This is a genomic window from Oribacterium sp. Sow4_G1_1 (assembly GCF_052116105.1).
Classification (GTDB): Bacteria; Bacillota; Clostridia; order Lachnospirales; family Lachnospiraceae; genus Oribacterium.
Genome location: NZ_JBQKLS010000005.1, coordinates 1 through 23,241 on the forward strand (window position 1 = coordinate 1; position 23,241 = coordinate 23,241).

A 23,241-nucleotide genomic window follows, 5' to 3' on the forward strand; every position below is an offset into this window, starting at 1 on the left:
AAGACTACAAGGTTGATAGGGCTAAGCTGTAAGTGCTGCAAAGCATTCAGGTGATAGTTACTAATAGGTCGAGGGCTTATCCAATGTGCGCAAGACGAGTGAAGCGTGAAGGTTTACTTCTACATTCACGAGTATGCGGCATCTACGACAGTAGATGTGCTGGTAGGTTTGATGTTTTATCTACAGAATAATATATGAGCGATATACAGTTTTCAGGGCACGATACCATGTGGCCCGGTGGCTCAGTTGGTTAGAGCGCCGCCCTGTCACGGCGGAGGTCGTCGGTTCGATTCCGTCCCGGGTCGTCTGCGGGAGTGCTGAAATTGGCAGACAGGCAAGACTAAGGATCTTGTGTCCGATAGGACGTGTGGGTTCAAGTCCCATCTCCCGCATCACGCGGAAAGCTGAGAAGTCGGCTTTCCGCTTTTTTTATACTTTAAACGGCTGCGACACGCCGTCCCATATCGGATCACACAGTACGACGATGCCCGCGCGAAGGCGCATTTCCGGACATCGTCGTTTTCTTTCTTGTTTCTCGAGGAATATCTGCTATACTTTAAAGTAATTAATAGTTTAAAGGATGAAAGTGTTATGGCAGTAATTCAGTTTATCTACAATCTCCTCTGGGGAGACCTCATCACGATTCCACTACCAGGAGGCTCGACACTCGGGCTGTCACTCCTGGTTCTTCTTTTGATTCCGGCAGGTATCTTCTGTACCGTCCGCACCCGCTTCCTCCCGATCCGTCTCTTCCCGGAGATGTGTCGTGTGGCAAGAGAGAAGAGTGTCGATCCGGAAAAGAACAGTAAGGTTTCTGGACTCGAGGCCCTCATCGTTTCGACCGCAACACGTGTCGGCATGGGTAATCTCGTCGGCGTCGTTGCAGCGGTATCTGCCGGTGGTGCCGGTGCCGTGTTCTGGATGTGGCTGACAGCGCTGATCGGCTCCAGCACGGCGTTCGTCGAGGCGACATTCGCCCAGTTATATAAGGAAGAAGATCCTCTGTACGGTGGTTACCGAGGCGGTCCGGCCTACTATATCCATAAGATGTTTGCCGGAAAGAAGCGAAAGAGCGTCATCGCGATCCTGTTCGCGCTGTCCGGCCTCCTGTGCTGGTGTGGCATCAGCCAGGTCATCGGTAACTCCGTCGCGTCTGCCTTTGACAATGCGTTTCACGTGCCACCGATCGCTTCCGCGGTGCTTCTCTGCCTCCTGTCTGCGGTGATCGTGTTCCGGAAGAATATCACGGTCAAGGCACTCGACATCATCGTTCCAGTCATGGCCGGCTTCTATATCTTCCTGACCGTGTTCGTGATCATCAACAACTTCACTCAGCTGCCAGCGGTATTTTCACGTATCTTTCGTGAGGCCTTCGGCCTGCGTCAGGCGGTGGCGGGTGGCTTCGGTGCCGTCCTTATGAACGGTGTGAAGCGTGGCCTCTTCTCCAACGAAGCAGGCTCCGGCTCTGCGCCATGTGCAGCGGCTGCGGCAGATGTCGATCATCCAGTGAAGTCCGGACTTCTGCAGGCGCTCGGCGTCTTCATCGACACCATCGTGATCTGCAGCTGTACCGCCTTCGTGATGCTTCTCGTTCCGGAGGAAGTGGTGGCCGGCCTCGGTGGTATGGATCTTCTCCAGGCAGCGATGCGCTACCATTTCGGCCAGGCCGGTGTGATCTTCATCGCCATCACGCTCTGGCTCTTCAGCTTCTCGACCTTCATCGGCGTCCTGTTCTATGCACGTTCGAACGTCGCGTATGTGTTCGGTGACAGCTGGAAATCACAGAATGTATATAAGATCATCGCGCTGATCAACCTCTTCATCGGCTGCATGGCGGCCTACACCTTCGTGTGGGATCTCGGCGATGTAGGCATTGGCCTCATGACGATCTTCAACATGCTCGCGCTGATCCCGATGTCGAAGGAGGCGATCGCGTCACTCAGGGATTATGAACAGCGCTTTATGAAACACTGAAGATCCATACGCTGTATAGAAACAGATGAGTCTGCGGATAGGGCTGTTTTGACGTGTAGATCCGAAGACAGACGACCACATTGATACAGAAACATATCGATACAGAAACATAAAGAAAGACCGGTGACCTGTTCGTGAAACAGACCATCGGTCTTTTTGCGTGCGGATGTTCCTGCGATAGACTGCGCATGCGGCTCTGCGATTATCTGAACTTAGTCATTCACCTGAAACACCGTTTTGAAGGCTTCGTCATTTACCACGCGTTCCAGCGTGTGATTGATGTTCCGGAAGTGATGAACGAGCTCCTGCTCGAGTGCGGCACGATCGCCCTGTTCGATGGCGTGCACCATGCGCACATGCTGGGAGACGATGTTTACACTATCGTCCATCCGCTCATCATCACTGCGCTCGATGCCGAGGGCGAAGCGGCGTGCACGGATATAGTGGATGTCGTGGCGGCCGGTGTGCTGCTGAACGAACTCCTTATTCTGCAGCTGATAGAAGAGATCATGGAAGCGGGTGTCGGCGTCGGTCAGCTTGATGAGCTCATTGAATCGGATCATATCCTGCTGCTCCTGCAGCATATTGCGAAGGAGAGGAAGAAGCGGCTGCAGGAGGCCGGCATCATAGGCATCCATGACCACACGGGTTTCCAGGACCTCGCGAAGATAGCGTACCTGTCGTACACGATTCATGTCGATGCGGCTCACGAAGCTGCCACGCTGTGGCTGAGAGTCCAACGCACCTTCCGCGTTCAGCCGCCGCACCGCCTCTCGAACAGGGATACGGCTGCAGCTGAACATCTGTGCCAGCTTCACTTCACTGAGCTTCGTGCCTGGCTGGAGCTCGAGCGTCGCGATACGATCCCACAGATAATGATGGATTTCCTCCGGCTTCGATATGGCCGTGGCATCTGCTGTGGATTCAAATGGATGGATCTCCTCTGGCTTCGATATGGCCGTGGCATCTGCCGTAGATTCAAATACTTCGCGCGTGTTCTCGTTCATGAGGGACTCCTGAAAATTAAATAGTTATAGCTTCATTATACTCGAAAAGCCCGGAAAATCTAGTATACATACACGACGGAGAGGTAAAATGAACGAAAATGGAGACGGAATGAAGAAAGACTTGTGAAATTATACACAAAGAGACATTGAAATTGATAAAATTCGGCTTTTCTTTGAAATCTCGTTGACAGATAAAGTAGAGCGGGTTATTCTAGGAACTACAGAAACTAGTATACATTTTGTACGGAGGGTATAATAATGGAAATGACATTACGTTGGTACGGCTCTAAGTTTGATACCGTAACTTTACAGCAGATCCGCCAGATTCCGGGCGTAACCGGAGTTATCTCTACACTGTATGACACCACCCCGGGTGAGGTATGGTCACAGGAGAGAATCCATGCATTAAAGGAAGAGATCGAGGCTGCAGGTCTTCGCCTGAGCGGTATCGAGTCTGTCAATGTCTGCGACTCCATCAAGGTCGGCGATGAGAACCGTGATAAGTACATCGCAAACTACATCGAGACACTTGAGAACCTCGGTAAGGAGGACATCCACCTCGTATGCTACAACTTCATGCCTGTATTTGACTGGACCAGAACCGAGCTGGCACGTAAGAACCCGGATGGCTCTACAGTACTTGCTTATAATCAGAAGGCCATCGATGCCATCGATCCGGATAACCTCGCTGCTTCTATGGAGAAGATGTCAAACGGCGCGGTTATGCCAGGCTGGGAGCCGGAGCGTATGGCGAAGATCAAGGAGCTCTTCGAGATGTATAAGGATGTTGACGGCGAGAAGCTTTTCCAGAACCTCGTATACTTCCTGAAGGCCATCATGCCGGTCTGCAACAAGTATGACATCAAGATGGCGATCCACCCGGATGATCCGGCATGGTCCGTCTTCGGTCTCACCAGAATCATCAACTCCGAGGCAGGTATCCTTCGTCTGATGAATGCTGTCGACGATGTACATAACGGCGTGACCTTCTGCTCTGGTTCCTACGGCACCAACCTCGAGAATGATCTTCCGCACATGATCCGTGTACTGAAGGGCAGAATTCATTTTGCACATGTACGTAACCTTCGTTTCAACGATACCTCTCGTGAGAATTATGATTTCCAGGAGGCTTGCCACATTTCCAAGGATGGTAACTTCGATATGTACGAGATCGTTCGTGCACTCTATGAGACTGGCTTCGATGGACCGATCCGTCCGGATCACGGCCGCATGATCTGGGATGAGGTTGATAAGCCAGGCGTTATCCCAGGATATGGTCTCTATGATCGTGCACTTGGTGCAACGTACATCCAAGGTCTCTGGGAGGCCATCGAGAAGGCTGAGACGAGAAAGGAGTTTGCAAAATGAAATTAACACTTGAGGGTTTAAAGGATACAGCTGCATGGGCACAGGCCGGTGTAACACTTCCATCCTATGATGTGACTGCACTTGCAGAGAATACGAAGAAGTCCCCACGCTGGGTACACTTCGGTATCGGTAACATCTTCCGTATCTTCCTCGGAAGCATCGCAGATACACTGATCGAGAAGGGTGAGCTCGATAAGGGCATCACCTGTGTCGAGACCTTCGACTTCGATGTTGTTGATAAGATCTACAAGCCATACGACAACCTCGTACTGGGTGTCACCCTGAAGGCAGACGGCAATACTGAGAAGCGCGTCATCGGCTCGCTGACCGAGGCGATCAAGGCACAGTCCGCTGTTCCGGAGGAGTGGAACCGCCTCAAGGAGATCTTCACAAATCCGGATTTCCAGATGGCAACCTTCACCATCACCGAGAAGGGCTATGCACTGAAGAATGCAGACGGCCAGTACTTCCCGTTCGTACAGGCAGACATCGATAACGGTCCGGAGAAGCCGGGCGCTGCGATGGCCATCGTCACTGCACTTCTGTTCGAGCGTTTCAAGGCAGGACAGTATCCGGTAGCGATTGTTTCCTGTGATAACTGCTCACACAACGGTGAGAAGCTCATGAGCTCCATCGTGACCATGGCCGAGGAGTGGGAGAAGAAGGGCTTCGTTCCGGCAGCCTTCGTAGAGTATCTGAAGGATGAGAACAAGGTCGGCTTCCCGTGGTCCATGATCGATAAGATCACCCCGCGTCCGGCAGAGTCTGTAGAGAAGGAACTCGAGGCACTCGGCATCGAGGATATGGCGCCGGTCATCACCTCGAAGCATACCTACATCGCACCTTTCGTCAATGCAGAGGGCCCTCAGTATCTCGTCATCGAGGACAAATTCCCGAACGGCAGACCGAAGCTTGAGGACGCTGGTGTATACATGACTGACCGTGATACTGTCAATAAGGTAGAGCGTATGAAGGTCACCACCTGCCTCAACCCGCTGCACACGGCACTGGCTGTATACGGCTGTGTACTCGGCTACACGCTGATCGCAGATGAGATGAAGGACACCGAGCTCAACAAGCTCGTTCATGAGATCGGCCCGGTGGAGGGTATGCCGGTTGTGACGAACCCTGGCATTCTTTCTCCGGAGGCGTTCGTTGACGAGGTTATCAATGTTCGTATCCCGAACCCGTTCATGCCGGATACGCCACAGCGTATCGCGACCGATACCTCTCAGAAGGTCGGCATTCGTTACGGCGAGACTATCAAGAGCTATGTTGCGAAGTATGGCGATGCGAAGAAGCTGAAGGCGATTCCGCTTGCAATCGCAGGCTGGCTGCGTTATCTTCTTGGTGTGGATGATGAGGGTCAGGCTTTCGAGCGTTCCGCAGATCCGATGCTGGAGACGCTGTCTCAGCAGATGGAAGGCATCACTCTCGGACATCCAGAGAGTGTCGGCGACAAGGTTCGTCCGATCCTCAGCAACGTGAACATTTTCGGCTCTGACCTTTATGAGGCTGGTATCGGCGAACTGATCGAGGATCTCTTTAAGGAGGAGCTGGCAGGCCCTGGTGCCGTGAGAGCCACCCTCAAGAAGTACCTTGACTGATCTTTAAATCAGGCATATGGGCAGAAAGAGACGAGTGAAGCATGCGAATCATATTTGCTACCCATAATAAAAATAAAATGATAGAGGTGCGCCAGATCCTGGGGGATCTGGCCACCGATATCGTTGCGAAGAGTGAGCTCGGAATCGATTTCGAGCCCGTCGAGACCGGTAAGACCTTTGCGGAGAACGCAGAGCTGAAGGCCGTCGGCATTCGCAGCTATATGCTTGCACATCATATGCTGGAGGACGATGACATCATCATGTCGGACGACTCCGGCCTTTGTGTTAATTACATGCTGGGACTGCCGGGCATCTACAGTGCCCGCTACCTCGGTGAGGATACCTCGTATGATGTAAAGAATGCACGCATCATCCATGAGCTTCGCTATGCGGAGGGAGATGAACGCGCGGCACACTTCACCTGCGATATCTGCGCTGCATTTGCAGACGGACGTGTCCTCCACGCAGAAGGCATCTTCGAGGGCCTGATCGCCCATGAACCGAAGGGGGCGCATGGTTTCGGATATGATCCGATTCTCTACCTTCCGGAGTATGGCAAGACCTCTGCGGAGCTGACGCCGGAGGAAAAGAATGCGATTTCTCATCGCGGCAAGGCACTCCGTGCGATGCGTGAGCTTCTGAAGGATGTCCTGGAAAAGGATGCCGCGAGACGCGGCACGACGTCGGAAGACGGGGCAGAGGCCCGGGAGGAAAGCGGACTTGTCCGCCCCTTTCAGACCGTCCTCGTCGTAAGTGATTCCCACCGGAACGACGCGAACCTGAAGGATGTACTGAGCCGCATCGGGATGATCGATATCCTCATCCATCTCGGCGATGCCGAGGGCTCGGAGGGGATGATCCAGCAGTATGCCGGTGATGGCGTGAAGTGCTACTTCGTGCAGGGAAACAACGACTTCTTCACTTCGCTTCCGAAGGAGATCGTCGTGAAGATCGGAAAGCATCGCTGCCTTCTGACCCATGGCCACTACTACGGGGTAAATATGGGCGTATCCGGCATCGTCGATGAAGCGAAGAACCGCGACTGTGATGTCGTGATGTTCGGTCATACGCATAAGCCGTTCCTGAAAACGGTCGATGGCGTGACCTGCCTGAATCCGGGTTCCATCAGCTATCCGCGCCAGGTCGACCGTCGTCCATCCTATATGGTGATCGACGTCAGCGAAGAGGGAGATTTCGAGTTCCGCCAGGTTTACATAAAAGACTAGGCGATTCACTCTTGTATGTGAAAAATAAATCATATATAATAAAGACTGTAAGCGTTTACATGGCCTGATTTATTCGGGCTTGATAATATTCAAAGGAGATTTGATATGACACAGAAAGATTTCATGGAGAAGCTTGCCGAGATTAAGGTTTGTCCAGTCGTAGTTATCGATCACGTGGAGGATGCCGTTCCTCTCGCACAGGCGCTCGAGGCTGGTCATCTTCCGATGGCGGAGGTTACCTTCCGTACAGCAGCTGCTGCAGATGCGATCGCAGCGATGGTAAAGGAGTGCCCGAATGTCGTTGTTGGTGCTGGTACTGTTCTCGATCGTGAGCAGTGCACACGTGCGATCAACGCTGGTGCTCAGTTCATCGTTTCCCCGTCTTTCTCAGATGAGGTTGCGCAGTGCGCACTCGGCCACGGCGTAGCTTACTGCCCAGGTACCTGCACACCGACCGATATCACAAACGCACTTCGTTACAACCTTCCGATGGTAAAGTTCTTCCCGGCGGCTGCATACGGCGGACTCAAGACCCTGAAGGCACTTTCTCCTGTATTCCCACAGCTCAAGTTCATGCCTACCGGTGGCGTTAACCTCGACAACGTGCTCGAGTATCTTGCCTTCGATAAGATTATCGGTGTAGGTGGAACATGGGTATGCAAGAAGGATATGCTTGTAAATAAGGACTGGGCTGGTATCACCAAGCTCTGCCAGGAAGCGTACGACCTTACACATAAGGCATAAGCGCATCAATCTCTGTATATCAAAATCATATATATGAACGGAAAATCCGGAGGACTTCGAAAGAAGGCCTTCGGATTTTTATTGAAGATGGGCCGGAGATGAAGAAACGAAGTAGAAGCAACATCGAAATGAAGACTTGCATTCCGGTGCTTTTTTTTGTATTCTAGGAAAGCACGGTAATAAGAAGAACAGAAAACAGACGCACGAAGCTCTGTGCTTCAAGTGACTTGTACATATTATTTTCCGATGAGTGAAATTATGGTTGACAAAATGAAGCTTATTCGTTAATATATACGAGTCGCTCATAAAGAGTTGTCTGAGTCCGTAGCTCAGCTGGATAGAGCAACGGCCTTCTAAGCCGTGGGTCGGGGGTTCGAATCCCCCCGGGCTCATTCTCGAGACATCTCGAGAGATTTACATACTGGTTTGCTGAAAAGCAGCCGTAATATGGTGGGTATAGCGTAGTTGGTTATCGCGCCAGATTGTGGTTCTGGAGATCATGGATTCGAATTCCATTACCCACCCTAGCCAGCAGGCTTATCGAGGGGCTATCGCCAAGCGGTAAGGCACAGGCCTTTGACGCCTGCACTCGTTGGTTCGAATCCAACTGGCCCTGTTTTGCGAGGCTGTAGCTCAGTCGGTAGAGCACTTGACTTTTAATCAAGTTGTCGCGAGTTCGAATCCCGTCAGCCTCATCTTGATTTTTCAGACCTGTAAGTTGAAAAACTTACAGGTCTTTTTGCGTACGTAAACTTAATAAAAAAGACGAAAACCGACCGGATTCCTATATTTTGTGTTTGATTCCGGGATGGCATAAAAACAATCAGTCACCGCGTTTGTCGGTGAGTGCAACCATCGTCGCAAAGCGAGAAAATATCACACATTATAACCATGCAAATGCGGGTGACCTGTCTGGAGCTCATGGATTTCATTCGACTTCAAGTACCAGCTACTATGTCACGTTTCAGGTAGAGAGCGGTGACCGGATGGAACTACAGGTTTCAGGAAGAGAATATGGAATGCTGGCGGAAGGAGATATCGGAAAACTAACTTTTCAGGGAACGAGATACTTGTCATTTGAGCGCGCGTGATTCTGGATGTGATAACATGAAAAAACGATTTATAACGCTCGGGCTTGTCTGCTTGCTTATGACCGGCTGTCAGGCTGCTCACGAGACGATACCGGAAACAACTACGATTGCGCCTATAGATTCTACACATGAAGAAATAGAGACACATAACGAAGAAAGTGCAGAAGATGTATCGGTAGCAGCAAAGGATCTGAAAGCCGGAAGTTCAAAAGGAAATCCATCAGCTGTCAAAATGGATTATGGCGCATCCTATATATACTCTAAAGCGGATATGGATGCAGCGATAAAGATTATAATGAAAGAGTTCGAAGCATTTGAAGGCTGCGAATTACACAGTCTTTCGTATGCATCGGATGAAAAGTGCAACACGTCAGAGAATATCGCCTGGATGAATCGATTAAAGTCAAAGGATGATTCGGAAGTGTTTACGCAATGCATCGCATTTGACAGCAGGTTTCACTCGCCGAAGACGGATTCTGGGGCCTGGAATCCAGATGAAGAGTATACAGACTGGTCCTGGTGGCTTGCGCGGAGTGATGGTGGAGAATGGAAGCTGATGACTTATGGATATTAAAGTATTAGAAGTTGCCAAGATGTGCGAAGGATGAAGTAAGTGACAGAGAATGAGGGGATGATGAATGAAAAACGAAATAGTATTATTTACGGATGGTGACATTAATATTGAAGTTCAAATAAATCCGGAACAGGAAACAGTTTGGCTGACACAGAAGCAAATGGGAGAATTGTTTAATGTTAAGCAAGCTACATTAAGTGAACATATCAACAATATTATCTCATCTGGTGAACTAAATGAAACTTCTATCGGATTTTCCGATAAAAGTTCAAGAGGAAGAAAGCCGAAGATATACAACCTTGATATGATTTTTTCTGTAGGTTATCGAGTTAATTCTAAAAGAGGCATATGCAGATGGCTGTAAAAGAATTGAGGCATCTCTCTTCCTGGAATTTCTGGATAAAAACAATGCCTTATTTCAAAATGGAGTTAAGCGCATAAGCGATGGGACTCTGGTAGCCATCACCTTGATGATTGCTGAATCGAGTCCGGAAGAGAAAGATGTAATGGTGAAGCTTGTGATGAATTTGCTGAATTTATAACGATTATGGGGGAGCGGATGACTTCTGGATGTACATGATATTTCTAAAACGTACGCCCCCCTCGCAACCACTTCGAAAATCGCTCCAAAAACGTACAAAACCCCTGGTGATTTTCAGACATTTGCAAAGAGAAAGAGCAGGATTTGATATCCTGCTCTCTATTTTTATGGTTATTCACTGTGTGATAGGATGTGGCGTTCATCCGATGAAACACATTTGGCAAGTTCCCGTCATGTTAAAAGTAAAACTTAATAAAATAGGACGAAAACCGACCGGATTCCTATATTTTGTGTTTGATTTCGAGATGGTAGAATTGAGATAGAAAATATAGAAAATCAGGAAGACAAATCGGAATCTGCGGAGACACAATCACGAAATGGAAGCTGATGGCTTCCGAATATGCATGATGACTTCATGGAGGTGGCGGTTATGAAACTGATTAGTCCGAAGACAGCATTGGAATCGTTACTGGGATGTGCTTTTGTCGCGATGAAGCTGATTTATTTCAGAGATCTCTCGGATCTGCCGATAATCATCGTGGCTGGGTACATATCCGTAAGAGGATTATATGTCGCCTTTTCACCGGCAGCCTACGAAGAGGAAGAGCGAGAACAGCGGCGGACAAAGCGGCTGTATCGTAAGCTGTTTGGAAGATTCGCCTATGTGGCCTCGGATGTACCGATTGCGCTGCTTTTACCTGCCGCGCTTCTGTCAATGTTTTGCCCGTTGACGGATGATCTTCGTGCGGTCTTGATCACTCTTTTAACGCTTGCGGCTATATACGCCATCTGGTTCGGCTGGTATGTTTTATCAAACAAGCGGACGTATATCGAAGACAAAGATTCAGAGAACGGCGAGTTACGTGTTGAAGAAGAAAATGCCTGGAAGATGGTGAGCCGCGTTCACAGCATTGTACTGGTACTGGTGATGGTGCTGGGCGGATTATATCTGTACTCTGAAATATGGTGATCAGGCAGTGCTTAAAGTCACGAAAGAAAATGGCCTGGTGAGGCTCTATACGCGTGTTGAGTGATAAAATAACAACACGCAAAAAATGCGAGTTGTTAGAGTGAAGCAGTCAGTAGAATGCTGGTGGAAGAAGACACTGGGAAACTTCAGACACTTGTGCAGGAGGACATGTTAGAAAAGGAATTCATTGGCACGGATGCCCTGGATGGTGAAGGGGTTAATTATATCGGTACGACAAGAAAGTGAGCGATTTCAGATACAGACTTCTATCGGTTTTTCCGACAAAAGTTCAGGCGAGAGAACGAGGATATACAACCTTGGATTTGGCATAACAAAAGGCCCTGGGCCAATGCTGGCCGCGATCAATCAGCGCTTCCCTTCTTGCATTTCGCTTATCCATACTTTATAATGCAATGAGTTGAGATGCGGCTTTGGCGGAATTGGCAGACGCGCAGGATTTAGGTTCCTGTATCTCTGATGTGCGGGTTCAAGTCCCGTGAGCCGCAGTTGAGCAATCCAAATCCGAACCAGAAGCCGCTTTTTCAGCGGCTTCTTTAGCCTCGCCGAATGTAATGGTTTTTGTGCCGTCCTTGTAGTTAAAGGTTATCAGCATTTTATCGTCATACAGGAATATCGCGTTGATAAAGGTGTCAATCAGCATTTTGCGGTGACTCTGCTTGGTAACATCTAATTTGCGGAAACGGTGCAGCCAAAATGTCATAAACTCCGCGCTGATTTTCGGGGGCTTGGACAACTGCTCGTTGGCAAGGCGGTTTTCCAATTCCTCTTTTGCCGCCTCTAATTCTTCAAGGCGTTCTTTGGTCGATTTTGTCAGAATACCTTGCTGAATAGCATTCAGCAGATTGCGGATCCCGGCATTGGTTTCCTGTAACTGCTGCTCATACAGGGGAATATTGGTGTTATCCTGTTCCTGCAAATCCATGAGCATTGAAACGATAGCCTCAATCGCGTCATCGTCCATAATCATTTCCATTGCTGCCGAGACAACTAAATCCTCAATCCAAACCTTTTTAACAGGCTTTTTGTGGCACTCTTTACGCTTCTTTTTCACCGAGACGCACTTGTAGTAGTGGTGGACGATCCCTGTACGGCTTGTGCCACTCTCGCCGCAGAGATACGCGCCGCAGTACCCACAAAACAGCTTGGTTGTCAGCAGATAATCGTCCTCTGCCTTGTGTCGGGCGGGGGCTTTCTTGTTTTTCGCCATTTTTGCTTGTACTCGTTCAAACAAGTCAAGCGGCACGATGGCGGGAATACCATCGGGGACAATAATCTCCCTGTACTGATATTCTCCGATATAACGGCGATTTTTCAATAGATGCTGTACGCTGTTGTAGGTCAAGGGATTACCGCGAGTGTTTTTCATGCCCTGTTCGTTGAGCCAATCGCGGATTTCTGTCATGGTCGCGCCCTTGTCATATCGCTTGAAAGCGTCCAAAATGTACGGTGCAGTTACAGGATCAATCTGAAAATGTTGGTCTGCGTCGATCTGATAGCCCATCGGCAGCGTACCGCCATTAAACATACATTTCAACGCATTATCGGTCATACCGCGTACAACCTTTTCGGAAAGGTCAACGGAATAGTATTCAGCGAAGCCCTCAAGCATGGATTCAAGGATAATACCCTCTGCGCCATCGGAAATAACCTCGGTAGCGGAAACAACCTTAACGCCGTTCTTCTTCAACTGCGCCTTGTATCGTGCGCTGTCATAGCGATTTCGGGCAAACCGGTCAAGTTTCCAAACGATAATCATATCAAACAGCTTTTTGCCGCTGTCCTTAATCATGTTCTGAAATTCTGGGCGGTTGTCGGTCTTTGCGGAAACTGCCCTGTCGATGTAGTGACGCAGAACGGTAATTCCATTCTTATCAGCAAACGCGGTACATTCGCGGAGCTGACCTTCTATGGATTCCTCGCGCTGATTATCAGAAGAATATCTCGCGTAAATTACTGCCGTCATGCTTTCACCGTCCCTAACATCTGTATCAAGGTTTGTTTCAACTGCTCATTCATGGGCGAATCAGGCTCAAAGCACATTTCTACAAACTTTGCCAATTCGGGATTATCCGCAACAGGCGGTTTCACTTGGTACAGTTTGCCCTGCGGCTCATCACAACGGCAAGTGATGTAGTCCATAGATACATCAAAATAATCCGCATATTTTATCAGCAATTCAATAGACGGTACAGACTGCCCATGCTCATATCGGTTAATACTCGGCTGCGTCACATTCAGCAACTCAGCCATTTTCTTTTGAGAGAACTTCATTCCCTCGCGCAGCGTTTTCAAACGCTCACCAACTGTATTCATCAAGCCACCTCCTGTTTTTACCTGAATATATTATACATTATCTGTATATTTGCAATGCCTAATTTGAATCTTTTCTGTGAACATTTCAGGTAGACGAAAATGCGTATTTTTTCGCAGAGTGCCTAACCGTTGTTTTGGTGTTGCTTTTCGGTGCGAAAATCATCAATAATTCAGCCTGTGTGCCGTTCTTTTTCCTCGTCCTATGTGCTACCCTTATATCTCTTTTTCTGTGAAAAGGGAGAAAGTCGGAGAGGAAAAAGAGGGTGAAGCGTAGGCTGTGGAAACGGTGCGTAAACCGCTTGCGGTTTTCCTCGGTTTCCATAGCCGCAGCGAGGGAGAAAAGGGAGAGGTGACTTTCTCTTTAAGGCGGCGTTAGCCGCTGCTCTTTTGCTCTCCCTTTTCTCCCTTACTGCTGCCGCATAAAGGATAAGCACCCCATAACCGTGGATCTGGAGTGGTCATCCATTATTCTTTCGAATTAGGAAAAGCCTCGGAAGAAATCGCATTTGTTGGAGTGCAAGGGTGAGTCTATAACCCAGGGAAGCTGTGCCAAAATGTTTACCATAGCGGGGCCTGTGATCGTTTATGGTGTCAGCACAAGCGTGATTTATGGCATAATTTTTGTGTTATTGCAGAGCTTTTAGAACATTTTTGCCCACTTCGTAATCGGCGAAGTGGGCGTTTTTTTGTATGTCTATTGTAACTCGTAAGGCAAAACAGAAGCAAAAAGGCTCTTGAACTCCATGAAATGGGGGAGAAAGTTTCTGAGGAAACCTTTATTTAGATGCTTATTCCAGTTTGATTAAGGTGCTTGTATGAAATCTTCTGCCTGCAAGGGATGATCGATAAAATGTGATATTATCACGGAACGACCACACAGCATCTGTTATGATACAGCCACAAATAAAAAGAAAGGCGGTCTAAATATGAGACTGAAAGATAAAGTTGCGATTATCACCGGCGGCAGCCGGGGCATCGGGTTTGCTACCGCGGACAAATTTCTGAAGGAAGGCGCTACCGTCGTCCTGACTGCAAGTTCTCAGACATCGGCTGACAAGGCTGTTGCTCAGCTACAGGAAAAATATCCGGAGGCAACCGTCGCGGGAATCAGCCCCAATCTGTCCAGCTTGGACTCTGTCCGAAATGCGTTCCGTGAAGCCACTGAAAAGTATGGCTGCGTGGATATTCTGGTGAACAATGCCGGCGTGTCTGAAAGCACCCCTTTTACCGAATATACCGAGGAGACCTTTGATAAGGTCATGAATCTGAATGTGAAAGGCGTGTTCAACGCCACACGGGCGGCCAGTGAGTGCATGGTAGCCCGGGGCAAGGGCGTTATTCTCTCCACGTCCTCTATGGTCAGTATTTCTGGCCAACCCAGCGGCTTTGCATATCCCGCGTCCAAGTTCGCAGTGAATGGCCTGACGGTATCCCTAGCCCGTGAGTTGGGTCCCAAGGGTATCCGGGTCAACGCGGTGGCTCCCGGCATCACGGAGACCGACATGATGAAGGCCGTACCCAAGGAAGTTATCGAGCCGATGATCAAGCAGATCCCTCTGCGCCGCCTGGGTCAGCCGGAGGATATTGCCAATGCATTTGTGTTCCTGGCATCTGACGAAGCATCCTATATCACGGGCGTTGTGCTCAGTGTAGACGGAATGGCAAGAACATAAAAAAGGAAACAGGGCAACTGGAAACGGCTGCCCTATCTTCAAAATATGGAGGTATACACATGAAAAGAATCATTCCCATTTTAATGACTTTACTGCTTCTCTCTGGTTGTGCAACGCAATCCGCTGAAAAAACCTATCGACAGATTACTATGGAGGAAGCTATTACGATGATGGAGGAGGAAACCGGATACATCATCCTCGATGTTCGTACTGCTCAGGAATATAGCGAAAAGCATATTCCCGGTGCTATCAATATTGCCAACGAATCCATTGGCACAGAGGATATCTCTGAACTGCCGGATAAAAATCAGCTGATTCTGGTATACTGCCGCAGCGGTAATCGGAGTAAGCAGGCATCTGAAAAACTGGTGAAACTGGGCTACACCAATATCATTGAGATCGGCGGAATTAATAGTTGGCCCGGTGAAACAGTCACCGGCGATAAGTGATAAAATCACAGAACAAGGAACGACTACTGGATATAATAAAGCCATAAAAAAGAAAACAGGAGGACTTAAATATGTCTGCTATCAGTGTTAATAAAAACAATTTCAATCAAGAGGTTTTGAACTCGGACAAGCCCGTCCTGATGGATTTCTGGGCTCCCTGGTGTGGTCCTTGCCGCATGGTAGTTCCTCTGGTAGAGGAGATTGCCAAGGAGCGCTCCGATATCAAGGTTGTTAAAATTAATGTGGATGAGGAACAGGAACTGGCTATGCAGTTCGGTGTGATGAGCATACCCACTCTGGTGGTTATGAAGAACGGAAAGATTGTCAATCAAGTCACCGGTGCCAGACCTAAGGCTCAGATTCTCGCCATGCTGTAAGGAGGTGCAAAGATGAGATTCTTCGATTTCCTGAAAGGCCCTGACATCAATCAGGGTGTCAAAGAATATAGCACTACGGATGGCGCAGTCCTGCTGGATGTTCGCACCCCCGACGAATACCGGCAGGGGCATATCCCCGGCAGTAAAAATGTTCCTTTGCAGTCCATTGACAAAGTGGCTGGCATGATTGACAATAAAGCTACCCCCATCTTTGTACACTGTCTCAGTGGTGCAAGAAGCCGCCAGGCAGCTGCTGTTTTGCAGCAGCTGGGTTATACCAACGTGAAAAACATAGGCGGAATTTCCGCTTATGCAGGAAAGGTGGAACGATAATATGAAAGTTGTCATTGTAGGCGGTGTGGCAGGCGGCGCTACCGCTGCCGCCCGTATTCGCAGACTGAATGAGCAGGCAGAAATCGTAGTTTTTGAGCGCTCGGGGTATATCTCCTACGCCAACTGCGGTCTGCCCTATTACATTGGTGGGGTCATTGAGGATCCCGAGGAGCTGACCCTCCAGACCCCGGAAAGCTTCTTCTCCCGGTTCCATGTAAACATGAAGGTGCACCATGAGGCCACGGCGATTCATCCTGAAGAAAAAACCGTTTCCGTGAAAAATCTGGAAACCGGTGAGGAGTTTGAGGAGAGCTATGACAAGCTGATTCTCTCTCCCGGTGCCAAGCCCACCCAGCCCCGGCTCCCCGGTGTGGGCCTCAACAAGCTGTTTACCCTGCGCACCGTGGAGGACACGTTCCGCATCAAGGATTACATCAGCGAAAACCATCCCAAGTCCGCTGTGCTGGCAGGTGGTGGCTTCATTGGATTGGAGCTGGCAGAAAACCTGCGAGAGCTGGGGATGGATGTCACCATTGTCCAGCGTCCAAAACAGCTTATGAATCCCTTTGATGCCGATATGGCTTCTTTCATCCATAATGAAATGCGCAAGCACGGTGTAAAGCTGGCACTTGGTCATACCGTAGAAGGGTTTGAGGAAAGGGACGGCGGCGTGGATGTGCTGCTGAAGGACGAGGCCCCCCTCCATGCCGACATGGTGGTGCTGGCAATCGGCGTTTCTCCGGACACCCAACTCGCTCAGGATGCGGGACTGGAGCTGGGCGTCAAGGGCAGTATCGTGGTCAATGACCGAATGGAAACCTCCATTTCCGACATCTATGCCGTGGGCGATGCGGTGCAGGTGAAGCACTTCGTCACCGGGCAGGATGCTCTGATCTCTTTGGCTGGCCCTGCCAATAAACAGGGACGAATCGCTGCGGACAACATCTGTGGCGGAGACAGCCATTATACCGGCTCCCAAGGCAGCAGTGTCATCAAGATCTTCGGCATGACTGCCGCTACTACCGGCGTAAATGAGACCAACGCCAGAAAAACAGGGCTGGATGTTGATACGGTTATCCTGTCGCCCATGAGCCATGCAGGTTACTACCCCGGCGGGAAAGTCATGACAATGAAGGTGGTCTTTGAAAAGGCGACTTATCGCCTGCTGGGTGCGCAGATCGTAGGCTATGAAGGTGTGGATAAGCGCATTGATGTGCTGGCCACCGCTATCCGGGCAGGAATGAAAGCCACGGAACTGAAGGATCTGGATCTGGCCTACGCACCGCCTTATTCCTCTGCGAAAGACCCGGTAAATATGGCTGGCTTTATGGTTGAGAATATCGCAAACGGTGTTCTGAAACAATGGCATCTGGAAGATGCAGATCGTCTTCCTCGTGACGGAAGCGTAACTCTGTTGGACACCCGCACTGTGGAAGAATTCGCACACGGACACATTGACGGCTTCTTTAACATCCCGGTGGACGAGCTGCGGGAGCGGCTGGGTGAGCTGGACAAGCGTAAGCCTGTCTACGTCATCTGTCAGAGCGGTCTGCGCAGCTACATTGCCTGTCGTATCCTGGCCGGAAACGGCTTTGACTGCTATAACTTCTCCGGCGGCTTCCGGTTCTATGATGCTGTGACCAATGATCGCTGTCTCATTGAATCGGCTACGGCCTGCGGAATGGATCGAGCATAAAATCAGGACATCTGCTTGCAACTAATAGCAAGCAGATGTCCTTTTTGCTTAATCATTTTGCAATTGTTCCAGTCTGATTTTGTCTGTAATCTCCACTGTTCCACGAGTCAGTTTGACCATACCTTCGTTCTGGAAATAGCGAAGCATTCGGGTAACTACCTCACGGGCGGTACCCATGTGGCTCGCAATGGTTTCATGGGTAATCTTGAGGATATTTGTTCCCTCTAAGCTGCATTCCTCCAGCAGAAATCCTGCCAGCCTTTTATCAAAACTTTTCCACATGATCTGCTCCATGAGCCACATAACCTCAGAAAAACGGGTGGCCATAATTTCGTTGGTAAAATTAGCTACCACAGCAGACTCTTTCATAATGTGCTGATAAGTGTCAGCAGAAATAACCCACATCGTGGTATCCTTCTGCGCCTCAATGGTAATCTCAAACTGAATACTGTTCATCATACAGGAGGCGGAAAACAGGCAAATATCCCGATCAAACAAACGATAGAGGCTAATCTCTCGTCCTTCATCGGAAAGAATATAGGCACGAAGCTGTCCGCTTCTTACCAGCAGAAGACCAGTACACTCCACAGTTCCGTTGTGAATCACAGTCCCTTTGTCCACTTTTCGTAAAACTGCATTTCGCTCCAAAATCTGCTGCTGGGTCGGTGTCAGTTTGTTCCAAATTGGAAAAAAGGATGAAAAATCCATGGGTACACCTCCTTGAATACACATAGTATAAAAAAATTTATAGCATATGTCAATAATTCCGTTGACATATAGGAAAAGGAGATGTACAATGGTCGTATAAATGGCATATGCCGCAAATAATGTGGAGGTGAATCTATGCCAAGACCGAGAAAATGCAGAAAAGTTTGTTGTTTGCCGGATAATGATGGTTTTGTTCCGGTTCGTGGCGGCGAGGAACTGACTCCCATTGTCCTGAATGTGGATGAGTATGAATCCATTCGCCTGATTGACCGTGAAGGTTTTTCTCAGGAGCAATGCGGAGAATATATGCGTATTGCCAGAACAACGGTTCAGCAGATTTATGCAGCTGCCCGCAAAAAACTGGCCGATGCGCTGGTTGAGGGACTTCCTCTGCGAATCGAGGGAGGGGATTTTACACTCTGCAGCGGAAACAGCGCAGCCTACGGGTGCAAAAATTGCTATCAGCAAAAAATCCATCCGATGCATGAAAAACCGAAAGGAGATAATATTATGAGAATTGCAGTCACTTATGAAAACGGAGAGATCTTTCAGCACTTCGGCCACACAGAGCAGTTCAAGGTCTACGACGTGGAAAATGGGAAGATCGTATCCTCAGAGGTGGTGGATACCAACGGCAGTGGCCACGGCGCGCTTGCAGGTGTTCTGAGCGCACTGCATGTGGACGCACTGATCTGCGGAGGCATTGGCGGCGGCGCCCAGGCGGCGCTGGCAGCGGCAGGCATCCAGCTGTATGGCGGTGTATCCGGCGACGCGGACCAGGCGGCAGAGGCGCTGGCTGCCGGAACGCTGGCCTATAACCCCAATGTGATGTGCAGCCACCACGGAGAGCACCACCACGAGGGCAACTGCGGTGATCATGGCTGCGGCCATCACTCCTGCGGCTGAAATAAGTGACAAAGTCACGGTATTTGTGCCGTGATTTGATAAAATATGGCTAAAGGAGGCGGTGAACCCTATGAAGCAATATGTTTGCAGTATTTGCGGCTATATTTATGACGAAGCTGCCGGTGGCAAGTGGGAAGATCTTCCTGTCGATTGGAAGTGTCCCCTGTGCGGTGCGGATAAATCCCAGTTCCGTGAGAACACCGAGCAAGCCAAGCCTGCTGCCGCGCTGGACAAGCCCCATGTGGAGAAGGAACTGTCCGCCATGGAAATGAGCATCATCTGCTCTAATCTGGCAAGAGGCTGCGAAAAGCAGTATCTGCCCCAGCAGGCGGAGGACTTCCGAAAGCTGGCAGAGTTCTTCCGGTCCAAGGCGGAACCGGTGCAGGAAGCCAGCACCGCAAAGTTGCTGGAGCTCATCGAAAACGATCTCTCGGTGGGTTATCCTTATGGCAACGCGGTATCCGCGGAAAAGCCAGATCGGGGTGCCCTGCGGTGTCAGGTCTGGAGCGAAAAAGTCACCCGGATGCTCCAATCCCTGCTGACACGCTACAAAACCGAAGGGGAAAAGATGCTGGAGAATACCGGCGTCTGGGTCTGCACGGTCTGCGGCTTTGTCTATGTGGGCAACGCGGCTCCGGATCTTTGTCCGGTATGCAAGGTGCCCAGCTGGAAATTTGAAAAAGTGGAAGGGAGGGCTTGATGATGGCTGAAAAATACGCGGTGAGAAATATTCGCCTGTGCACCAAGGACTGCCTGTGTCTCTATGTCTGTCCCAGCGGGGCCACGGATACAGAGAACAGCGTCATTGATCCAGAAAAGTGCATTGGATGCGGTGCCTGTGCCGAAGCATGTCCGTCCTCGGCCATTTCTATGGTTCCCAAGACCCTTCCTGCGCAGCAGCCCAAGGAGGACAAGGTAGTGGAAGCCCTGCGGGGTCTGGTACAGAGTAAGGCTCAAGCCGAGAGCATTGCTTCTCAGCTACCAGATGCCCTGAGCGTGGCCGTGGAAAAATCCTCCCGGCTGATGGCGGAGGACCTGTGCCGGGAAGCAGGCTTCATGCTCCCCCAGAGTGGCAACACCAAGGCGTTCCTGGAGCGTATCAAAGCATATCCCGGCATCCCGGCGGATGCGGTGGAATCCCTGTTACATACCATTCAATTCAATGAAAAAACGGAGGAAAAGAAAATGGAAAAGTGGAAATGCTCTGTCTGCGGCTATATTCATGAAGGCCCCATGACCCCTGATTTCAAGTGCCCTGTCTGCAAGCAGCCCGCCGACAAGTTTGTGAAGATCGAAGAGGCCGCCCCTGCGAAGAACCCCTATGCCGGTACCAAGACGGAGAAGAACCTGTGGGAAGCCTTTGCCGGTGAGAGTCAGGCCCGGAACAAGTACACCTACTTCGCCTCCGTCGCCAAGAAGGCCGGCTACGAGCAGATCGCCGCGCTGTTCCTGCACACCGCTGAGAACGAGAAGGAACACGCCAAGCTGTGGTTCAAGGCTCTGGGCGAGCTGGGCGATACTGCCGAGAACCTGCTCCATGCCGCTGAGGGCGAGAATGCCGAGTGGACGGATATGTATGACCGCATGGCCCGTGAGGCCGACGAGGAAGGCTTCCATGAGCTGGCCGAGCAGTTCCGTGGCGTTGCTGCCATTGAGAAGGCCCATGAGGAGCGCTACCGCAAGCTGCTGAGCAACGTGGAGGCTATGCAGGTATTTGAGAAGAGCGGCGTTACCATGTGGGAGTGCCGCAACTGCGGTCACCTGGTCGTTGGCACCAAGGCTCCCGAGGTTTGCCCTGTCTGCAAGCATCCTCAGGCATTCTTCGAAGTGCGTGCGGAAAATTACTAAGAATCAATTTGTTTATGAAATATGTATGTAAGGAGATTCTTGCAAATGAACGAAAAAGTACATGCGCTGATCAATCAACAGGTAAATAAGGAATTCTATTCCGCATACCTTTATCTCAATTTTTCAAACTATTTCGAGGAAGTCGGGCTTGACGGCTTTGCCAACTGGTATAAAATTCAGGCTCAGGAAGAGCGTGACCACGCCATGCTTTTCTATCAGTACCTGCAAAACGAAAACCAGAAGGTAACGCTTGAAGCCATTGACAAGCCTGATCTGAATGCAGCTTGCCATATGGATGTTTTGAAGGCAGGTCTTGAGCACGAAAAATATGTGACCTCGCTGATTAATGATATCTATAGTGAGGCTTACGAAGCAAGGGATTTCCGTACCATGCAGTTCCTCGATTGGTTTGTGAAAGAACAAGGTGAAGAAGAAACCAATGCAAATAATTTGATTTCCAAAATGGAACTCTTTGGCTCCGATCCCAAGAGCTTGTATATGCTCAATCAGGAATTGGCAGCACGAATTTACTCTGCTCCTTCTTTGGTTCTTTAATCACTATAGCCTATAGATGATGGAAGTATAAAAGGCAGTATGCCGCCTGTCGGTTTCCCGGCAGGCGGTTTTTTACAGGAGGATGCCTATAAGCCAGGGTAACGCCGGCTTTTTCGTATATATAGTCTATCGGCATAGAAAAACGCAGAGATGCTGCAGCAGCAAATTGCGGAACTTCGGGAGCGGTTTGCGGAGTGGACCCTACATCCTAATTGAAATATTCTTTGAGTGCGTGCGATAAAGTCCCCTCTTTCTGCATTGTTACGATAGAAGCGGATAAAAGGGGGAGGGTATGAACCGGAACAGAAACCGCATTGTGACCGTAGTGGTTTCGCTGGCCCTGGCGGCAGTCATCCTGCTCCTATCCCGCAGCGGTATTTCTCCCGGCGGCGAAAGGCTAGAGGTCCTGAAAACCACAATACTGGAGGAGTGCAAGGCCGACGCCATTGTGGTGTGGGCTGGGAACAAAACGCTGGTCATCGACGCCGGAGAAGAGGAGGATGGTGAGGAAGTGGGCAAGTTTCTGGCCGATCAGGGTGTCCACACGCTCCAGACCAAGGATGGCAGCATCACCGTTCTCAGCGACGGTCTGACCTTGGAAGTGCGGCAGGATATAAACTAAGGAGGAAACGGCATGCCACAGTCTGTTTTTAACCGGTACGAGAAAAAGTACCTGATGCCGGAGAGGGTCTATCAGGAGCTTCGTGGACGGCTTTCGCCCTATATGCAGGTGGATTCCTACGGTCTACATACCATTTGTAACATCTACTACGACACCCCGGATGACCTTCTCATAGTCCACTTTGATGATGTAGCCATCAATCGCCATCTTGCGAAGATACGCTCCCATGTTCTTAGTACCGAGTTGCGCCATCTTCGCTTGAATCATTCTTTTCTCGTCATCTGAGACGAAGAAGAGAATCTGATTTGGTCTTGTTCTGTTTGCCATAGGCAATCGTCCTTTCGTAAAGATAGAGGGCTTGGGAGACATCCCAACAAGCATTTTCAAGATTAAGGGGAGGGTTTCCTTAATCGAAAATCGCCGTGTGTATATACACCGGCTGTGCTTGCTATTCTCTAAAATCTCATATCCGCAGATATACTGCGCTCTCGTCCTTAAAAAAGCCGAGGGCGCATTTTTTATTGCCCGAATTTTCGGACAGATGTTTTTTTCTGTCTATCGGATATATGGGAAGAATATGGTATAATGAAGCAACAAAGCAGGACATGTTTTCGCGACCTGCGGATTTTGAAAGGATA

Annotated in this window: 25 protein-coding genes, 7 tRNA genes, 1 rRNA gene and 3 pseudogenes; 31 read left to right on the forward strand and 5 right to left on the reverse strand. The window is 49.8% G+C overall.

Features of this window, described 5'->3' with window-relative positions:
• From ACTQ52_RS04735 to ACTQ52_RS04750, 4 genes are all read left to right on the forward strand, one after another.
• Positions 1-84, forward strand: a 23S ribosomal RNA gene (locus ACTQ52_RS04735); the annotation flags it as partial.
• A 147-nt stretch (positions 85-231) separates the two neighbouring features.
• A tRNA-Asp gene (locus ACTQ52_RS04740) sits at positions 232-305 on the forward strand.
• Between the two features lie 3 nt (positions 306-308).
• Positions 309-392 (forward strand) — tRNA-Leu (locus ACTQ52_RS04745).
• A 199-nt stretch (positions 393-591) separates the two neighbouring features.
• Positions 592-1,974, forward strand: coding sequence for an alanine/glycine:cation symporter family protein (locus ACTQ52_RS04750; RefSeq protein ID WP_441981938.1), 1,383 nt, complete (start codon positions 592-594; stop codon positions 1,972-1,974).
• A gap of 212 nt (positions 1,975-2,186) precedes the next feature.
• Here the strand turns inward: ACTQ52_RS04750 and ACTQ52_RS04755 are convergent, their stop codons facing one another.
• Positions 2,187-2,981, reverse strand: coding sequence for a GntR family transcriptional regulator (locus ACTQ52_RS04755; protein WP_441227233.1), 795 nt, complete (start codon positions 2,979-2,981; stop codon positions 2,187-2,189).
• A 258-nt stretch (positions 2,982-3,239) separates the two neighbouring features.
• Between ACTQ52_RS04755 and uxuA the strand changes: the two genes are divergently transcribed.
• From uxuA to ACTQ52_RS04825, 14 genes and pseudogenes are all read left to right on the forward strand, one after another.
• On the forward strand, positions 3,240-4,349 hold the full coding sequence (gene uxuA, locus ACTQ52_RS04760; protein WP_410044163.1) for a mannonate dehydratase: 1,110 nt from the start codon (positions 3,240-3,242) through the stop codon (positions 4,347-4,349).
• On the forward strand, positions 4,346-5,956 hold the full coding sequence (locus tag ACTQ52_RS04765; protein ID WP_441981939.1) for a mannitol dehydrogenase family protein: 1,611 nt from the start codon (positions 4,346-4,348) through the stop codon (positions 5,954-5,956). The genes uxuA and ACTQ52_RS04765 overlap by 4 nt, the downstream gene beginning before the upstream one ends.
• A 41-nt stretch (positions 5,957-5,997) precedes the next feature.
• On the forward strand, positions 5,998-7,182 hold the full coding sequence (gene rdgB / locus ACTQ52_RS04770) for an RdgB/HAM1 family non-canonical purine NTP pyrophosphatase (protein ID WP_410044165.1): 1,185 nt from the start codon (positions 5,998-6,000) through the stop codon (positions 7,180-7,182).
• Between the two features lie 105 nt (positions 7,183-7,287).
• On the forward strand, positions 7,288-7,926 hold the full coding sequence (locus tag ACTQ52_RS04775) for a bifunctional 4-hydroxy-2-oxoglutarate aldolase/2-dehydro-3-deoxy-phosphogluconate aldolase (protein WP_410044166.1): 639 nt from the start codon (positions 7,288-7,290) through the stop codon (positions 7,924-7,926).
• Positions 7,927-8,244: 318 nt separating this feature from the next.
• A tRNA-Arg gene (locus ACTQ52_RS04780) sits at positions 8,245-8,318 on the forward strand.
• A 58-nt stretch (positions 8,319-8,376) separates the two neighbouring features.
• Positions 8,377-8,450, forward strand: a tRNA-His gene (locus tag ACTQ52_RS04785).
• A 20-nt stretch (positions 8,451-8,470) separates the two neighbouring features.
• A tRNA-Gln gene (locus ACTQ52_RS04790) sits at positions 8,471-8,542 on the forward strand.
• Between the two features lie 6 nt (positions 8,543-8,548).
• Positions 8,549-8,621: transfer RNA gene (locus ACTQ52_RS04795), tRNA-Lys, on the forward strand.
• A gap of 114 nt (positions 8,622-8,735) precedes the next feature.
• Positions 8,736-9,017, forward strand: a pseudogene (locus ACTQ52_RS04800) (DUF2500 domain-containing protein); the annotation flags it as partial.
• A gap of 16 nt (positions 9,018-9,033) precedes the next feature.
• Entirely contained in the window at positions 9,034-9,591 is a 558-nt protein-coding gene (locus ACTQ52_RS04805; protein WP_441981940.1) for a hypothetical protein, read from the forward strand.
• A 64-nt stretch (positions 9,592-9,655) separates the two neighbouring features.
• Complete coding sequence (locus ACTQ52_RS04810) at positions 9,656-9,955, forward strand: hypothetical protein (RefSeq protein ID WP_441981941.1); 300 nt, start codon at positions 9,656-9,658, stop codon at positions 9,953-9,955.
• Between the two features lie 607 nt (positions 9,956-10,562).
• A complete protein-coding gene (locus ACTQ52_RS04815) occupies positions 10,563-11,102 on the forward strand; it encodes a hypothetical protein (protein ID WP_441981942.1) in 540 nt (179 codons plus the stop codon).
• Positions 11,103-11,219: 117 nt separating this feature from the next.
• Positions 11,220-11,348: a hypothetical protein gene (locus tag ACTQ52_RS04820; protein WP_410044235.1), complete on the forward strand. Its 129-nt coding sequence runs from the start codon at positions 11,220-11,222 to the stop codon at positions 11,346-11,348.
• Between the two features lie 179 nt (positions 11,349-11,527).
• Positions 11,528-11,608 (forward strand) — tRNA-Leu (locus tag ACTQ52_RS04825).
• Here ACTQ52_RS04825 and ACTQ52_RS04830 read toward each other — a convergent pair.
• Both ACTQ52_RS04830 and ACTQ52_RS04835 read right to left on the reverse strand, forming a co-directional pair.
• Positions 11,590-13,086, reverse strand: coding sequence for a recombinase family protein (locus ACTQ52_RS04830; protein WP_410044114.1), 1,497 nt, complete (start codon positions 13,084-13,086; stop codon positions 11,590-11,592). The genes ACTQ52_RS04825 and ACTQ52_RS04830 overlap by 19 nt on opposite strands.
• Positions 13,083-13,436: a helix-turn-helix domain-containing protein gene (locus ACTQ52_RS04835; protein WP_410044115.1), complete on the reverse strand. Its 354-nt coding sequence runs from the start codon at positions 13,434-13,436 to the stop codon at positions 13,083-13,085. The genes ACTQ52_RS04830 and ACTQ52_RS04835 overlap by 4 nt, the downstream gene beginning before the upstream one ends.
• A gap of 509 nt (positions 13,437-13,945) precedes the next feature.
• Between ACTQ52_RS04835 and ACTQ52_RS04840 the strand changes: the two genes are divergently transcribed.
• From ACTQ52_RS04840 to ACTQ52_RS04865, 6 genes are all read left to right on the forward strand, one after another.
• Positions 13,946-14,080 carry a SpoVA/SpoVAEb family sporulation membrane protein gene (locus ACTQ52_RS04840; protein WP_410044129.1) on the forward strand — a complete coding sequence of 45 codons (135 nt, stop codon included), beginning with the start codon at positions 13,946-13,948 and terminating at the stop codon, positions 14,078-14,080.
• A 282-nt stretch (positions 14,081-14,362) separates the two neighbouring features.
• Entirely contained in the window at positions 14,363-15,109 is a 747-nt protein-coding gene (locus tag ACTQ52_RS04845) for an SDR family NAD(P)-dependent oxidoreductase (RefSeq protein WP_410044116.1), read from the forward strand.
• A 59-nt stretch (positions 15,110-15,168) separates the two neighbouring features.
• The gene (locus ACTQ52_RS04850) at positions 15,169-15,558 is read left to right on the forward strand and encodes a rhodanese-like domain-containing protein (protein ID WP_410044117.1); all 390 of its coding nucleotides are present in this window, start codon (positions 15,169-15,171) and stop codon (positions 15,556-15,558) included.
• Positions 15,559-15,629: 71 nt separating this feature from the next.
• Positions 15,630-15,935 carry a thioredoxin gene (gene trxA, locus ACTQ52_RS04855; RefSeq protein ID WP_118718022.1) on the forward strand — a complete coding sequence of 102 codons (306 nt, stop codon included), beginning with the start codon at positions 15,630-15,632 and terminating at the stop codon, positions 15,933-15,935.
• 12 nt (positions 15,936-15,947) lie between these two features.
• On the forward strand, positions 15,948-16,268 hold the full coding sequence (locus ACTQ52_RS04860) for a rhodanese-like domain-containing protein (protein ID WP_154433133.1): 321 nt from the start codon (positions 15,948-15,950) through the stop codon (positions 16,266-16,268).
• 1 nt (position 16,269) lies between these two features.
• Complete coding sequence (locus ACTQ52_RS04865; protein ID WP_441981943.1) at positions 16,270-17,964, forward strand: FAD-dependent oxidoreductase; 1,695 nt, start codon at positions 16,270-16,272, stop codon at positions 17,962-17,964.
• 48 nt (positions 17,965-18,012) lie between these two features.
• On the opposite strand, the gene ACTQ52_RS04870 is transcribed toward ACTQ52_RS04865, so the two are convergent.
• Complete coding sequence (locus ACTQ52_RS04870) at positions 18,013-18,672, reverse strand: Crp/Fnr family transcriptional regulator (RefSeq protein WP_410044119.1); 660 nt, start codon at positions 18,670-18,672, stop codon at positions 18,013-18,015.
• Positions 18,673-18,807: 135 nt separating this feature from the next.
• Between ACTQ52_RS04870 and ACTQ52_RS04875 the strand changes: the two genes are divergently transcribed.
• The 7 genes and pseudogenes from ACTQ52_RS04875 (at position 18,808) to ACTQ52_RS04905 (ending at position 22,888) form a co-directional block, all read left to right on the forward strand.
• Entirely contained in the window at positions 18,808-19,578 is a 771-nt protein-coding gene (locus tag ACTQ52_RS04875) for a NifB/NifX family molybdenum-iron cluster-binding protein (RefSeq protein WP_410044120.1), read from the forward strand.
• A gap of 70 nt (positions 19,579-19,648) precedes the next feature.
• Positions 19,649-20,278 carry a rubredoxin-like domain-containing protein gene (locus tag ACTQ52_RS04880; protein WP_410044121.1) on the forward strand — a complete coding sequence of 210 codons (630 nt, stop codon included), beginning with the start codon at positions 19,649-19,651 and terminating at the stop codon, positions 20,276-20,278.
• A gap of 2 nt (positions 20,279-20,280) precedes the next feature.
• A pseudogene (locus ACTQ52_RS04885) lies at positions 20,281-20,850 on the forward strand (4Fe-4S binding protein); the annotation flags it as partial.
• 18 nt (positions 20,851-20,868) lie between these two features.
• Positions 20,869-21,426: a rubrerythrin gene (gene rbr, locus ACTQ52_RS04890; RefSeq protein ID WP_441981994.1), complete on the forward strand. Its 558-nt coding sequence runs from the start codon at positions 20,869-20,871 to the stop codon at positions 21,424-21,426.
• 45 nt (positions 21,427-21,471) lie between these two features.
• Positions 21,472-21,981 (forward strand): ferritin, encoded by a 510-nt coding sequence (locus ACTQ52_RS04895; RefSeq protein WP_410044122.1) that lies wholly within the window; start codon positions 21,472-21,474, stop codon positions 21,979-21,981.
• 292 nt (positions 21,982-22,273) lie between these two features.
• The gene (locus tag ACTQ52_RS04900) at positions 22,274-22,603 is read left to right on the forward strand and encodes a hypothetical protein (RefSeq protein ID WP_441981944.1); all 330 of its coding nucleotides are present in this window, start codon (positions 22,274-22,276) and stop codon (positions 22,601-22,603) included.
• Between the two features lie 54 nt (positions 22,604-22,657).
• On the forward strand, positions 22,658-22,888 hold the full coding sequence (locus tag ACTQ52_RS04905; RefSeq protein ID WP_441981995.1) for a hypothetical protein: 231 nt from the start codon (positions 22,658-22,660) through the stop codon (positions 22,886-22,888).
• On the opposite strand, the pseudogene ACTQ52_RS04910 reads toward ACTQ52_RS04905, so the two are convergent.
• Positions 22,823-22,984 (reverse strand): annotated as a pseudogene (locus ACTQ52_RS04910) (hypothetical protein); the annotation flags it as partial. The gene ACTQ52_RS04905 and the pseudogene ACTQ52_RS04910 overlap by 66 nt on opposite strands.
• Between the last annotated feature and the right edge of the window lie 257 nt (positions 22,985-23,241).